This is a genomic window from Rhizobium terrae (assembly GCF_003425685.1).
Classification (GTDB): Bacteria; Pseudomonadota; Alphaproteobacteria; order Rhizobiales; family Rhizobiaceae; genus Neorhizobium; species Neorhizobium terrae.
In genome coordinates this window covers 96,367-110,076 of record NZ_QJKM01000009.1, presented here as the reverse complement: position 1 = coordinate 110,076, position 13,710 = coordinate 96,367, and the positions used below count along the sequence as shown (strand labels likewise).

Genomic DNA, 13,710 nt, shown 5'->3' with positions numbered 1-13,710 from the left:
TTAACGAATGCTGAAAACACTTTGAAATTCCTCTCGTGCATCGTCCCGGAGGGTTGTGAATTCGCGTTCATGGATGGACGCAGCACAACGGCATGATGCCATCTTCGCCGCCCGCGCCTGCCAAGTGTCCTCCCTAGCGCGAGAAGCTCATGACAAGCATGCCCTACAATCCCACGGCGGCAGCGGCCCTCCTGCTGCTCACCGGCTCGACCAAGGCGCTGGAACGCGACATGGTCAAGGTCGCGTCCGGCCGTGACGTCAACCAGGCCTCCGACAACGCCGCCTATTGGTCGATCGCCACGTCCATGCGTTCGACCGGCCTGTCGCTTTCTTCCGCAGGCGATGCGGCCGGGCTTGCTGCCGCGACGACCGATACCGCTTCGCTCGGCATGCAGGCGGCGACCGAGATCGTCTCCGAGATCAAGTCGAAACTCATCCTTTCCTATTCCTCCGGCGTGGACAGAAACGCGATCGGCGAAGAGATCACCCAACTCAAGGAACAGCTGCGCACGGTTTCGCAGTCCTCGTCCTTCAACGGCCAGAACTGGCTGGATGCGGCGGCAGGCGCGAAGCCTGGCACCAAATCGCTGGTGGCTTCGGTCGGCACCGGTCCGGATGGCGCCGCGACCGTCAACACGATCCAGTTCGACACCACCACGACCACGCTGACGAATAGCGGCGATGCCGACAACGGCATTCTGACCAAGGCCTATTCCGGCACGACGACCAATGGCAGCGCATACGAGTATTACATGCTTCCTTCCGCGACATCCTCTCCGACCGGCCGCGAGATCGAAGTTTCCGATGCCACCACCGAAGACGAGCTGGACGGCATGATCTCGGCGACCGACAGCATGCTCTCGGCACTGACGTCCGCCGGCTCCAAGCTGGGCGCCACGTCGAGCCGGATCAGCGACAACATGGAATTCCTGAACAAGCTGCAGGATTCCATCGAGCGCGGCGTCGGCCGCCTCGTCGATGCCAATATGGAAGAGAGCGCCGTCAAGCTGAGCGCCACCAAGGTCCAGCAACAGCTCCAGACCATCGGGCTGAGCATCGCAAATTCCCAGCCGCAGAACATGCTGGTGCTCTTCCGCTGATCTCCATCTGCCGATCCTCCCGCAAAAGCCACCGCCCGAAAGCGGTGGCTTCTTATTTTGACCGACGAGGGCCGATCTTTTTGCCCGGCACACGACGCATCGTGAAAGAGGCGGCGACGAAGCCCGCACAGACCTAAAAACGCGGGATACAATGGACAATTCCGCTGGCGATCGGCCTTGGATATGATAGTTCTCCGGAAAATCCCGGAGGAAGATCAAGACATGTCCAAGCCGCTGACCATCAACGACCTGAAGAACCTTGCCCGCCGGCGCGTGCCGCGCATGTTCTTCGACTATGCGGACAGCGGCGCATGGACGGAAGGCACCTACCGGGCCAACGAGGACGATTTTTCCAAGATCAAGCTGCGCCAGCGCGTGCTGGTCGACATGACCAACCGGTCGCTCGAAACCACCATGGTCGGCGAGAAGGCCGTCATGCCCGTCGCACTTGCCCCAACCGGCATGACCGGCATGCAGCATGCCGACGGCGAGATGCTGGCCGCCAAGGCCGCGGAGGAATTCGGCGTTCCCTTCACCCTGTCGACGATGAGCATCTGCTCGATCGAGGATGTCGCGTCGGTGACAAGCAGGCCCTTCTGGTTCCAGCTCTACGTGCTGAAGGATCGCGGTTTCATCGAACGCCTGATCAACCGCGCCAAGGCGGCGAAATGCTCGGCCCTGGTGGTGACCGCCGACCTGCAGATCCTCGGCCAGCGCCACAAGGACCTGCGCAACGGCCTTTCGGCCCCGCCGAAATGGACGCTGAACACATTCATGCAATTGGCGACCAAACCGCAATGGTGCCTGGAAATGCTCGGCACCAGGCGCCGCGGTTTCGGCAACATCGTCGGCCATGCCACCAATGTCTCCGATCTGTCGTCGCTCAGCGCCTGGACGGCCGAACAATTCGACCCGCGCCTTTCCTGGGACGATATCCGCTGGATCAAGGACCTCTGGAGTGGCAAGCTGATCATCAAGGGCATTCTGGACGAAGAGGACGCCCGCGCCGCCGCAGATACCGGCGCCGACGCGATCATCGTCTCCAACCATGGCGGCCGCCAGCTCGACGGCGCGCCTTCCTCGATCAGCATGCTGCCGAAGATCGTCGAAGCGGTCGGCGACCGGATCGAGGTGCATGTGGATGGCGGTATCCGCTCCGGCCAAGATGTCCTGAAAGCAGTGGCACTCGGCGCCCGCGGAACCTATATCGGCCGGCCGTTCCTCTACGGCCTCGGCGCCATGGGTAAGCCCGGCGTGACGACGGCGCTCGAAATCATCCGCAAGGAGATGGACATCACCATGGCGCTTTGCGGCAAGCGGGACATCCAGACGATCGACCGCAGCGTGCTGGCGAGCGTCGGCTTCTGAGCCGATTGAACGGGGCGTAGCAGGACGGCTGGTTCATGAGAGCCGACAACGGTCTGGTGGGAGATGGACGGCATCCGTAGAATGTCTGCGACGGTATCGAGCTGTGTCACCCTCACCGTGGCCACGGCCTTCGTCTCCCCTGCCATCGCAGATGAAGCGCTTCCCGGGTGCCTTTACCAGCGATCGGACGTCAGCGGTGCAATGTGCATACGCAAGGACTTCTTTAACACCGACCTTTGCCGCGCTCTCGGCCATTTCGCGGATGCGCACTCGCTGCCACGCGCGTTCTTCGCCCGCCTCATCTGGCGCGAGAGCCTGTTTCGTCCCGAGGCGGTAAGCCCCAAGGGAGCCGAGGGGATCGCGCAGTTCATGCCCGCAACGGCACGGAGACGCGGACTTGCCGACAGCTTCCACGTCCTCGATGCCCTGGAGGCTTCAGCGTCCTATCTCGACGATCTCCGGGACCGGTTCGGCAATCTCGGCCTCGCCGCAGCGGCGTACAATGCCGGAGAGAACCGGCTTGCACATTTTCTTTCGACAGGGCGGCTGCCGATCGAGACACGTGACTACGTCTTCGCGATAACGGGCAACCTCGTCGAAACCTGGCGAGACAAGCCGCCGCAGATTGTGTCGCCCGAACTCGACGATGCCCTGTCGTTCCAGGATGCCTGCCTGAAACTCGCCGAGACCCGCCAGATGGAGGAACCCGTCCTTGCGGGATCCGCCGACTGGGCGCCCTGGGGTGTGCAGTTGGCCGCCCACTATCGCCTATCCGTCGTCGACCGCCTGTTCACGCGCGCGATCGCCGGCCTTCCCGCCCCGCTGAATGCGGAGCGGGCGCTGGTCGTGAGACAACGGGGCGGAAATTTCGGAAATCGGCCCCGATACGCCGCCCGGATCGGACGGGAAACTCGTGAAGAGGCCGCCAAGCTCTGCGCGGCGATACAATCTTCCGGCGTTCCATGCACCGTCTTTCGAAATCGATGAAGTGAGAGTGAGCCGTTCCCGACCACCGGCCGACGTCCTGCCTATGCCAGGGAACGAAGCGTGACGCAGACGCACACGAGCAGAAAAAGCACCGGCATCAGATATCGCGCCGCGAGGCGGACCTCCTGCGAAAGGTATGCGTAGCGGGTATGCTCCGTCAGAACCTCGCTTCTGAGAAACAGGTCCAGAAGCAGTGCGAGGATGAGATAGAAATAGCCGATCGAGATCATGAAGGCGATCGGCGAGGTCACCGACATGCTGCCCGGAAAGCTGGCCTCGAAGGTGAAGCTGAGTGCCGCCAGTGCCAGGAGAGCCGAATATGTGATGCCCGGCTTGTCACCGATCAATCCACTGGGCGCCCACAATATGAATATCGAAACGGACAACACGGCCAGGAAGGGCACGAAGATGCGCAGGAAATAACGGGGCCACTTGCGGTCTATGTCGACTTCGGCAACCAGCCTGGCAAAGGGGCGCGCGCTCCAGCCGTAGAACTGTTCCGTCGCGAAGCGAACTCCCCCTGCCCTCCAGTCGGACGCGTTGAGTTCTTCCGCAACCGTCGACAGCTTGCGGTCCTGGTCCCGCACCACGAAGATGACGTCGTCGGCGGCAAAGTATTGCGACACGAACCGGAACGGCAGCGTCTGGCGGTCGAAGGGAAAAGCGGACAGATCCGACGAAAACCGGTAGCGCCCTTCGAGACGCTCAGTCAGGACGATATCGCCGCCGCTGTAGACGGAGAGGGCCAGCAGCTTGCGTTTCGCCTCGTCCTCCAGGTTCTCGATCGCAACGGCGGGCGACCACATCGCATCCAGCCTGGTCTGCGCATCGGCGCCTGAATAGTCGAGGCGGTTGCGGCCGAAATCGCGGGGCTCAAACGCCTGAGCCGCGTCATGCCATCGTTGCTGGACCTCCAGGGCGACACTCGCTACCCCGCTCATCTCTTCCACCTTGACGATATCAAGGATCCGAACGACCAGGTGAACCTGCGCAGGCCGCGGCATGTCGGCCGGCATGTCATGTTGCCCGGATGAGGCATGGACAGTATCCACGAAGGCCGAGAGCAGGCAGATCAGCAGGATGCGGACCGGAGAAACGGAAAGGCGGGACATCATTCACCCTCCGGCTCAGCGGGCCTTCTGCCTTTGAGCGCATCGACCACCGCCTGATGGACATTTCCGTAATCTTCCAGCCCGCTCCTGGGTTGTGCCGCGACGAGGTTCTCCGCTTCCGCCCGGATCATGTATTCCAGCGCTCGCATGGGTCGGATCACCGCCAGACGGACAATCGCCATGATGGCCGCGAATATGATCAGGAAGCCGCCGATGCCGACGATCACGATGGTGACCAGAGAGCGGTTGTAATGGGTGCGGAGATCCGCAAAGTCGGTGGTCGTCAGCAGGACACCGATCATGTTGCCGCTGTAGTCGATGAGAGGCCTGCTCTGGATGGTGATTTCCTGCCCTTCCGCAGAAAACTCGAACGTCGTGCGGCTGCGGGCGAGAACCACGTTGCCGCTTGCAAGCACGCGGTCGAACAGCGTCTTGTTGGTATTGGCGTCGAGCACCAGGGCACCCGGTGCAGACCGGTTCCCGTTGGGCATATCCTTCAGGAACGAGGGGTCGAGCGCCAGCGCGTAATCGCCTCCGGTCGATGCCTTTGCCAGATCCGCGAGCGACTGGAGGCTCACACCCACCTCAATCGTGCCCACCAGCTCTTCGCCCTCGGCAATCGCCGATACCGCACGAAGGCTGAGGCCACGAATGCCGAGTTCCAGTCCCTTGCGGGTCATTCGGTCATGATTGGCAGCAACCACCATCGGACGAAACGTCGAAAGGTCCTGGCCGAAGTTGCCGGGATCCCAAACGCGGAGGAACGACTTCATGTCAGCTGCATGGAAATGCACGACATCGATGCCCGCACTGCGATTCAACCGGCCGAGGATCGGCTTCGCGTAGGCCTGCAACTGGTCCCGGTTCCTTGCCTTCAGGGCGAGGCGAATCGCCGGATCGACGGCCAGGCTCTCGGCATGGGTGGCGGAAAGCGTCGCAGCCTGATCCATCGCCGATGTCAGGACGACGGCGGTCTTGTCGATCTCCCGCCGCTTGGCCTGATCGAGCATCGCGGCCTGATCGGAGATCATCAGCCAGCCGCCGAGCAGAAGGGTAGATGCGGTCGCGGCGGCGGCGACCGCGGCAACAAGGCGGTCGATCGTCATCGAAGAAGCTCCACCATGTTCTCTCGCACGCGGCTCATCGAAACGCGCCGCCGGGCGACGTCGCGACATTGCAGGGAGCGAACGGCAGGCTGCCGAGATTGCCGCCTTCGGTGAAAAGGCGGGCAAGACCGTTGCAGGAAAGCACGGCCTTGCCCCACACCCCGACGAGGCCGCCATTGCCCGCTCCTGTGCCGCGTGCAATGGCCAGTCCGTCGAAGATGATGAAATTGTCCGACCGGACGGCGACCGTTCCGCCGTCGCCGTCTTCAAGAGGCACATCGGGAACGATCGCAGCCGACGCCGGAGAAGCGACCGTCACCGATGAAGGCAGATTCCTTAACGTCCTGAAGCCGCAGGCGGTGGAACAACGGACGGACATTGCGGGAAACCTCTCCAGAGACGCGGTTGGCCGAGAGGGAAGATAATGACAGCCGCATCATGCGATGTCGGCGTGTCGGGCGGATCACCCTCATTCGGTATTTCCGTCGCTTCGCACGCGGACAAAGAGGTTTCCATGCCGGATTTAGAATGCAGGCGCGAATGGACTATCGGTGCCAATTTTCCGGCAATTTGTGTCACATTGCCTGGGCGCTATCGGCCGAGCATGCTGATCCAATTGGACCATTCCGTTTCCGGCCGGCCGCTGGATAGAACTGACAAGGCCTCCGCGGAGCCGGACAGATGCCTGACCTCGCGGGGTGAAAGACTGAATTCCCGGCGGAAGGCGCGGCTGAAGTGCTCGGGATTGCTGAAGCCATGCCCTTCGGCAATCTCCGAGATGGAAAGATGCCGCCACTCTCCCGACCGCAGGATGTGAAAGGCTCGCTGCAAGCGGCGCCGGTTGACATAGCTCGAAAAGCCGCCGACGGCTTCGAACAATCGGTAGACGGTCCGGCGGGACAGCGCGAAGGCGGAAACGACCGTGTCTATCGAAAGCCCCCGCTCCATAAGATGCGCATCGACATACCGTCTGATTGCAGAAAATTGTGCGAGATTGACGCCGCCGGCATTGTCCTCCCGCACATGTCCGTCGAGAGCCGCGGCTGCGAGGCCGAGCAGCGGCTCGATCACCGCCTCCCCCTGCAGACGGGTCATCCGATCGATGTTGCGGTCGAAGCTCATCAGGCTGTCCCGGAAGAGCGACACGAGCGGGGACGCCGATGGGATCACCCGCATATGCAGATCGTCGGGATTCCCGACGCGGGGAGCGAGAAGCCGCCTCGGCACGACTAGACTTATCTGCTGGTGATCCGAGGTCGTGGTCGCAAGAGGCTGCGCCATATCGACGATGTAGAGATCGCCGACACCCGCCACCGGGAGCCTGTTGTCGCGCGCAGCGCTCTGACCTTTGAGGTAAAATTGCAGGACATAGCCGTCCATCCCGTCGCGGGCGATCTTGTACCGCGAGCGGTCGAAATCCTGCGCGGTGGCTTCCAGCCGCCCCAAGGCGACCTCGCCCATCAGGGTCGCGTCGACGCTCGCGAAGAAGCCTTCGTCCGCGGTCCGGCGCGAGCGGGCGTCGAACAGGACGTTGATCGCCTCGTTCCAGGCCTCGTATCCTGCGGCATGGGGCATACGGCGGGTGTCGAAACGGGAACGACGCAATCCGGCCTCGTTACTTAGATCGCTCATGCGGGCTTGATCTCACCAATCACCTGGAACTCGTGCAACGGCTATATTACGGATCCATGAAGTTCAACCGGATCTCGAAAACTCCCCATTCGGTTCTGAGAAGGCGATGGCCCGGAAGGCATGGGGCCACAGGTCAGCACCAGCCGCCCTTGCCGCTGCCGGGCCGCTTCGCAAGCCCTTCCCGGACAAGGATGTCGGCGAGCGACATGCCGTTGCGCTTGACTTCGCGGAGCTTGTGGCCGTCGACTTCGGAATCGTTGCCGTCCCAGGTGACCAGTTCGAACGGGCCGGAATCGAGGAAGGCGCGCACCCTGAGTTCCGCGTCACTCGCCTTGAAGCGTTCGTCCTCGCAGCGCGGTTTCTTGATGTCCGGCACCTCGATTCCGACCAGGCGGATCTTTTGGCCGTGGAAGACGAAGCGGTCCGCCGAGACCACGCAGTCGTCCTGCTTGGCCGTGCCGCAAAGATAGAATTTCGCCTCGTAGGAGCCTGCGAGCTTCTCGTCGGTCTTCGGCGGTTCGGCCGGCTTGGCGGCCTCCTCCAGCGCGGGCTTGCCGATCGGTGCCGGCGGAATGATCGCCGCCGTGTGACTGCCGTCCGGCGGGGTATTCGGTCTTGGCGGCACCTGACGCAGAGCGCCGGCGGCAACCGGTCTGGGCGGCACGGGCTTGTCCGCGCCGGGCGCCGGTCTTGCCGCGACCTGCACCGGCTTGTCGCTCTTCAATCCGGCGATGAAGCGCTTTGCGGCTGCCGAGTTTTCATAGAGCGCCAGCCCACCGCCAACGACGGCGAGCACCGCAATCCACGGCCAGAGCGACGATCCCGCCCCGCCCGGCGACCGCTTGCTGCCCTTGCGTTTTGAACCGGATTTCCCGCGCGACTGTGCCATCCGAATCTCTCCTGTCGAATCGAGGAGAAGTATCGAGCGCAAGCATTGCCGAATGGTTTCGAGAAGCGGGCCTCAGTAGTGGAAACGGCACTGAAGAATGACGAGCCTCGGCTGATCGCCGCTGCTTTCCACCCGGTAAACCAGTCGGTGTTCCTGGGTTATTCGGCGCGACCAGTGGCCCTTCAACTGGTTACGCAGAGGCTCAGGCTTGCCTATGCCTTCAAACGGGTGACGCAGCGTATCCTTGATGAGTTCGTTGACCCGAAGAACGATCTTTGGGTCAGTTTCCTGCCAATAGATATAGTCGCGCCACGCCTCGGGATCCCAGACAAGCAGAAAAGAGCCCTTGGAGGACATCAACCATTCTTCTTCGAACGGGCGTAATCTTCAGGTTCTATGAGATCATGCACGATCAGGCTTTTGCCGTCATTGGCATTTTCGATCGCGTCCATAAGACGTTTTGCATTGGCAGGCGTCGACATCAGATGCAAGGTCTCCAATATGCCCTCGTATTCGTCCTTGTCGATCAAGATGGCAGAAGGCTTGTCGCGGCGTACTATCTCCACCGGAACGCGATCATTGGAAACTTCATCCAGAAGACTGGCAAGCTCCTGGCGGGCTTGAGAAAACATGACCGTGCGCATGGCGCCTCCAAAAGACATGTACAATAAGTAGTACAAGTCCTTTGAAAAATCAATCTGTCCCTTAGGCGATCCGTCCCGTCGCCAGTGCGCTTGCCCAATCGGGACGTCCGTTTTCGGCAGCAAGCCGGGACATCGCCATGTGGTCGTAAGCGACGTTGCGGAAGCGCGGCGCCCAGCCCTTTTCGGTCTTCTCCAGCACCGCATAGGAGGCCAGGGCATGGCCGGTTTCGACCTTGTGGTAGACAGGTTGGTCGTCGTCATATGCCGGGCAGCCGACGCTGCCGGGATTGACGATCAGCCGCCCGTCGGAAAGCTGCACGGCGCGCGGAACATGGCTGTGGGCGCATAGAATGAGCGACTGATCGACGCCTTCCGCCATGGCTTCGATCTCGGCCAATGGCCGCAGCACGACATGGCCTTCGGGCGTGACCTTCTCCAGCCAATAGGTGTTGTCGTCCTTCGGCGTTGCGTGACAGAGGAAAACCTCCTTGCGATAGACCATGCTGAACGGCAGTTTCCGCAGCCAGTCGAAATGCCGGAACGCCAGCTGCCCATAGGCCTGCGCATCCGACGCGCCCAAAGCCTCGGAAGGAGTGTCGAGGAGATAACGGTCATGATTGCCCCTCACCGTCACCGAGGCATCGGGATCGAGGAGCGCCAGGAGATCGGCAGCCTGGTCGGCCTGCAAGGGACCGCTCAGGCAGTCGCCAAGGTTGACGATGTCGCGGATCCCGAGCGCCGCGATGTCGTCGAGCACCGCCTTCAGGGCGGCATGGTTGCCGTGAACGTCCGCAATCGCCGCAAACCGCATCAGCTGCCCCGATAAGTGGAATAACCGTAGGGCGACAGAAGCAGCGGCACATGGTAATGCGCCGTCACATCCGAAATGCCGAAGCGGATCGGGATGACGTCGAGAAAGGCCGGCTGCGTCAGGGTAACGCCGCAGGCGCGAAGATAATCGCCCGCATGGAAGACGAGTTCATACTCTCCGATGACGAAGGTCTCGCCGATCAGGACCGACCCGCCGTCGACGCGACCGTCCGAATTGGTGATGACGGTCCCGATCTTCTCGCGCGCTTCGCCTCTCAATCGGTAAAGATCGATCTTCAGGCCTTCGGCCGGCTTTCCGCTCGCCGTGTCGAGCACATGGGTGGTGAGGCCGGTCATCGGCTGGGCTCCGCAACGAGAAAGGGATTTTCGAAGAAGAATTCCTCGTAGTTTTCCGGCGGATTGTCGCGATCCACCACGAGGAAGTCGCTGACAGCGCCGATCGCCATCAACGGATGGTGCCAGACGTTCGGGAAATAGTTGACCCCCTGATGCGCCTCGACAAGAAAAACCCTGGGCCTGCCCGGCCGGCCGGCCTCGTCGTCTGAAACCGCAACCAGGAAAGGCCTGCCCGAAAGCGGCACGAAGCTCTGACTGCCGTAGGGATGCCGTTCCATCATCGTCAACACATAGGGAAACTGCCTCGGCTGGCTGCGGAAAATGTTGAAGATCAGCCGCTCGGGCGTTCCCGTGACCACCGGCTCCGCCAAGGCATGGTAACGCTCCGTCGTGCCGCCGTTGATGAGGCGCATGGTGGAGGGATCGGCCTCGATCACATCGCCATAGGGCGCGAAGGCTTTTTTGGTGAGCGGCTGGATATCGAGATATTCGGTCAATCTATGCCCCTTGGGTGCCTTCGCCTCATTATTCGCCCTGCGCGCGCCAATTGTGGAGGGAATCGAGATCTTTCAGCAGTTCCGGTATTTTGATCTTCACCGTCAACCAGACCGTCTCGACATCGACGTCGAAATATTGATGCGCCACGCGGTTGCGCATCGCCCGAATATCCCGCCAGGGAATATCGGGATGCTCGACAACGAAATCCGGATAGTTATCCATGATCTTGGTGACACACTCGCCGATTGCGGCAATGTTGGCGGTCACGGCGTCCCGGGTGCGCAGATCATCGCGAAAGGCGGCCTCGCCCATCTCCGAGACATAACCAATCGCGCGCACGCCGGCCATACGCATGCGTTCCAGATAGACGTGCAGCCTGTTCTCGCTCATATCGCCAAAGCTTCCGCGACGATGCGGTCACGGACTTTCGGCGGAAAGTCGCCGGGCACCTTGACATCGACCGGTACCCCCAGCGCTTCTTCAAGCTCCCACTGAACGCCCCCGAGCGTAAAAAGCGTGGTGGTCGGCGATGGATCGACCAAGATATCCAGATCGCTGTCCGGCCGATCCTCTCCCCTCAGAACGGACCCATAGACCCGCGGATTGGAAAGTTGCCGGCGGGCAACGATCTCTCTTATGAGACTACGGTTCTTCTCCAGCACCTCGGACGGTCTCATGACGGCATCGCTCCTGATGCCGTCAATATAGGCGACGGAAGGGATCGGGGAAAGAACTCACGCCTTCCTCCCGTAGAGCCTGAGCCGCATCGTGCCCCCGTCCGGATGCATGGCATAGCGCACATGGGTTACCGGACCGACATCGGCGATCGCACCGGCGCCGTATTCATGGATGTAGTCCATCTGCAGCTTGGCCCGCGGGAGGATCGGCCTCCAACTCTCGGAGGCGGCGATATCCGCTTCCGACGGGCTGTCGCCGAGGTCCGGCAGGTAGGCCCCGAGCAGTTCGCACGTATCCGGGAAATTGCCCTTGAAGAAGGCCGTGTCGACGATGATGCGGCCGATCGTGCCGGGATGGCCGAGGCGGATCACCGCCCAGTCGTGGCCCGGCCCGCGGCGGCGCTTGGTCTCCCAGCCGTCGCCCATGTTGAGGCCGCGGCCCGGGCCGAGCATCTTGTCCGGGTGGCCGTAATGGGCATCCGACCAGGCAAGCGATTTTGCGCCGTGGAAGATATAGGCAAGGTCGATTTCCTCGTCGGCGCCGACCTTCGACCAGTCGAAATGCGCCGAGCCATAGACGCGCAGGCGGGCGATGCCGCCATCCGGATAGATGTGCAGCCTCAGATGCGTCCAGACCTTGCCCTTGTCCGGATTGTCGAAGAAATGGTGGGCGCTCGGGCCGAGCGCCGATTTGTCGAGGATTTCCGTCCAGACGACCGTGGCATCGGTCGGATCGCCGTCCTCGATAAAGGCGGCCTCGATCGAGCAATGCGGCGGGTAATTGCCGGTAAAATAGCTGGTATCGACATCGAAACCGAAGATACGGCCGGGCATGGCGAGCCTGACGATCGCAAAGTCATGGCCGGGAACCCGCTTGCGGCGACTTTCCCAACCGTCCATGTATTTGCCGTTGTCGTCGTAGAGATCGGGATCGAAGCTCGCCGGCGCATCAGCAAGCATGCGGTCCAGCGGCGCGAAGAACTCATCGGTGGCGTAAATGCCCTTGGCGCCGAGACGGGCGGAAGCGAGGTTGATCGCGCCGGTCGCAAACGGCGGCAGGCTGTTGTCTTTGGTCTCGCTCATTTCGAAGTCTCCGGAAGCAGGGCATTGAGGCGCAGAAGTGCGATCTTTTCCACCTGCGCGGCGGCAGTCGCGAATTCTTCCTCTACGCTGTTATGAATGCGCGTCTCGAAGGCGGCAAGGATATCGTCCTTGCTAAGCCCCTTGACGGCGATGATGAAGGGAAAACCGAATTTTTCCATGTAGGCCGTGTTGAGCGCGGTGAAACGCCCATGTTCCTCCGGGCTCAGACGATCGAGCCCGGCGCCGGCCTGCTCCCTGCGGCTGTCTTCGGTAAGCTCGCCCGCGACCGCCAGCTTGCCGGCGAGATCCGGATGGGCGCGAAGCACGCCGAGCCGCTCTTCGTGGCTCGCCTTGCGGAAGATCGATGCCATCGCGTCATGCAGCTTCTTCGCGGACATCGGCACGAGAATGAAGCCGGCATCATAGGCCCGTTCGGCGATGAAGGGCGAATGTTCGAACACGCCGCCGAACTGTTTTATGAAATCCGCCCGCGCAGTCATGGGTGACTCGCCGGCTGATGATTATCGTGCCAGTGCCTGGCGATCTCGATCCGCTGCGGGATCCAGACCTTGTCGCGCGAAAGCACGTATTCGATGAACCGCCTGAGTGCGGCAGCCCGGCCCGGCCGGCCGACGAGGCGGCAGTGGAGGCCGATCGACATCATCTTGGGGCTGCCTTGCCTGCCCTCTTCATAAAGCACGTCGAACGCGTCCTTCAGATAGGTGAAGAACTGGTCGCCGGCATTGAAGCCCTGCGGCGTCGCAAACCGCATGTCGTTGGTTTCGAGCGTATAGGGGATGATGAGGAAAGACTTTCCGTCGAGGCCCGGCACCCAATAAGGCAGGTCGTCGGCATAGCTGTCGGAGGAATAGAGGAAACCACCCTCCTCCATGACCAGTTTCAACGTATTGTTCGAGGGCTTGCCCTGATACATGCCGTAGGGCCGCTCGCCGACGAGTTCGGTATGGAGCCGCACGGCTTCGAGGATATGTTCCCGCTCCCTGGCCTCCGGAAAATCCTTGTATTCCAGCCAGCGGTAGCCGTGGCTGGCGATTTCCCAGCCGGCCTCCTTCATGGCCGCGACGGCTTCCGGATTGCGGGCCATGGCGAGTGTCACGCCATAGACCGTCGCCTGCACCTTGAGTTCCGTGAACATCCGCCAGAGCCGCCAGAAGCCGGCGCGCGAGCCGTATTCGTAGATCGATTCCATGTTGAGGTTGCGCTGGCCGGGCCAGGGCGCCGCACCGACGATCTCGGACAAAAGCGATTCGGATGCCGGATCGCCGTCCATGATCGTGCTTTCGCCGCCCTCCTCGTAATTGATCACGAACTGGACGGCGACATGTGCGCCGCCCGGCCATTTCGGATCGGGGATGTTGCGGCCGTAACCGACAAGATCTCGCGGATAGTCTTTTGTCTGCATGGATCACCTTCGACGAACGATGCC

The 13,710-nt window shown here is 61.8% G+C and carries 18 protein-coding genes; 3 read left to right on the top strand and 15 right to left on the bottom strand.

From position 1 onward, the window contains the following. Positions 1-149 precede the first annotated feature (149 nt). The 3 genes from DMO26_RS18005 to DMO26_RS17995 all read left to right on the top strand — a co-directional run bounded on the left by DMO26_RS18005 (position 150) and on the right by DMO26_RS17995 (position 3,455). The gene (locus DMO26_RS18005; protein ID WP_117193536.1) at positions 150-1,100 is read left to right on the top strand and encodes a flagellin N-terminal helical domain-containing protein; all 951 of its coding nucleotides are present in this window, start codon (positions 150-152) and stop codon (positions 1,098-1,100) included. Between the two features lie 222 nt (positions 1,101-1,322). Continuing rightward, on the top strand, positions 1,323-2,468 hold the full coding sequence (locus tag DMO26_RS18000; protein WP_117193535.1) for an alpha-hydroxy acid oxidase: 1,146 nt from the start codon (positions 1,323-1,325) through the stop codon (positions 2,466-2,468). Positions 2,469-2,549: 81 nt separating this feature from the next. Beyond that, entirely contained in the window at positions 2,550-3,455 is a 906-nt protein-coding gene (locus DMO26_RS17995; RefSeq protein WP_226951338.1) for a lytic transglycosylase domain-containing protein, read from the top strand. 41 nt (positions 3,456-3,496) lie between these two features. Here the strand turns inward: DMO26_RS17995 and DMO26_RS17990 are convergent, their stop codons facing one another. From DMO26_RS17990 to puuE, 15 genes are all read right to left on the bottom strand, one after another. Further along, on the bottom strand, positions 3,497-4,570 hold the full coding sequence (locus tag DMO26_RS17990; protein ID WP_117193533.1) for a ligand-gated ion channel: 1,074 nt from the start codon (positions 4,568-4,570) through the stop codon (positions 3,497-3,499). Beyond that, positions 4,567-5,673, bottom strand: a complete 1,107-nt coding sequence (locus DMO26_RS17985; protein WP_162894958.1) for a cache domain-containing protein — start codon at positions 5,671-5,673, stop codon at positions 4,567-4,569. The genes DMO26_RS17990 and DMO26_RS17985 overlap by 4 nt, the downstream gene beginning before the upstream one ends. A gap of 34 nt (positions 5,674-5,707) precedes the next feature. Next, positions 5,708-5,992: a hypothetical protein gene (locus DMO26_RS33740; protein ID WP_162894957.1), complete on the bottom strand. Its 285-nt coding sequence runs from the start codon at positions 5,990-5,992 to the stop codon at positions 5,708-5,710. A gap of 272 nt (positions 5,993-6,264) precedes the next feature. Then, a complete protein-coding gene (locus DMO26_RS17980; protein ID WP_117193531.1) occupies positions 6,265-7,305 on the bottom strand; it encodes a helix-turn-helix domain-containing protein in 1,041 nt (346 codons plus the stop codon). 133 nt (positions 7,306-7,438) lie between these two features. Further along, on the bottom strand, positions 7,439-8,194 hold the full coding sequence (locus DMO26_RS17975; protein ID WP_117193530.1) for a thermonuclease family protein: 756 nt from the start codon (positions 8,192-8,194) through the stop codon (positions 7,439-7,441). Positions 8,195-8,266: 72 nt separating this feature from the next. Then, positions 8,267-8,551 carry a Txe/YoeB family addiction module toxin gene (locus DMO26_RS17970; protein ID WP_117193529.1) on the bottom strand — a complete coding sequence of 95 codons (285 nt, stop codon included), beginning with the start codon at positions 8,549-8,551 and terminating at the stop codon, positions 8,267-8,269. Then, a complete protein-coding gene (locus DMO26_RS17965; RefSeq protein WP_117193528.1) occupies positions 8,551-8,838 on the bottom strand; it encodes a type II toxin-antitoxin system Phd/YefM family antitoxin in 288 nt (95 codons plus the stop codon). The genes DMO26_RS17970 and DMO26_RS17965 overlap by 1 nt, the downstream gene beginning before the upstream one ends. 61 nt (positions 8,839-8,899) lie before the next feature. Then, the gene (locus DMO26_RS17960; protein WP_117193527.1) at positions 8,900-9,649 is read right to left on the bottom strand and encodes a metallophosphoesterase family protein; all 750 of its coding nucleotides are present in this window, start codon (positions 9,647-9,649) and stop codon (positions 8,900-8,902) included. Beyond that, positions 9,649-10,005 carry a hydroxyisourate hydrolase gene (gene uraH / locus DMO26_RS17955; RefSeq protein ID WP_117193526.1) on the bottom strand — a complete coding sequence of 119 codons (357 nt, stop codon included), beginning with the start codon at positions 10,003-10,005 and terminating at the stop codon, positions 9,649-9,651. Before uraH ends, DMO26_RS17960 begins: the two co-directional genes overlap by 1 nt. After that, complete coding sequence (locus DMO26_RS17950) at positions 10,002-10,502, bottom strand: ureidoglycolate lyase (RefSeq protein WP_117193525.1); 501 nt, start codon at positions 10,500-10,502, stop codon at positions 10,002-10,004. Before DMO26_RS17950 ends, uraH begins: the two co-directional genes overlap by 4 nt. Before the next feature lie 28 nt (positions 10,503-10,530). Then, positions 10,531-10,893 (bottom strand): HepT-like ribonuclease domain-containing protein, encoded by a 363-nt coding sequence (locus DMO26_RS17945; protein ID WP_117193524.1) that lies wholly within the window; start codon positions 10,891-10,893, stop codon positions 10,531-10,533. Continuing rightward, positions 10,890-11,180: a nucleotidyltransferase family protein gene (locus tag DMO26_RS17940; protein WP_117193523.1), complete on the bottom strand. Its 291-nt coding sequence runs from the start codon at positions 11,178-11,180 to the stop codon at positions 10,890-10,892. The genes DMO26_RS17945 and DMO26_RS17940 overlap by 4 nt, the downstream gene beginning before the upstream one ends. A 57-nt stretch (positions 11,181-11,237) precedes the next feature. After that, entirely contained in the window at positions 11,238-12,263 is a 1,026-nt protein-coding gene (gene alc / locus DMO26_RS17935) for an allantoicase (protein WP_117193522.1), read from the bottom strand. Further along, complete coding sequence (gene uraD, locus DMO26_RS17930) at positions 12,260-12,763, bottom strand: 2-oxo-4-hydroxy-4-carboxy-5-ureidoimidazoline decarboxylase (protein WP_117193521.1); 504 nt, start codon at positions 12,761-12,763, stop codon at positions 12,260-12,262. The genes alc and uraD overlap by 4 nt, the downstream gene beginning before the upstream one ends. After that, positions 12,760-13,686 (bottom strand): allantoinase PuuE, encoded by a 927-nt coding sequence (gene puuE / locus DMO26_RS17925; protein WP_117193520.1) that lies wholly within the window; start codon positions 13,684-13,686, stop codon positions 12,760-12,762. The genes uraD and puuE overlap by 4 nt, the downstream gene beginning before the upstream one ends. Positions 13,687-13,710 lie beyond the last annotated feature (24 nt).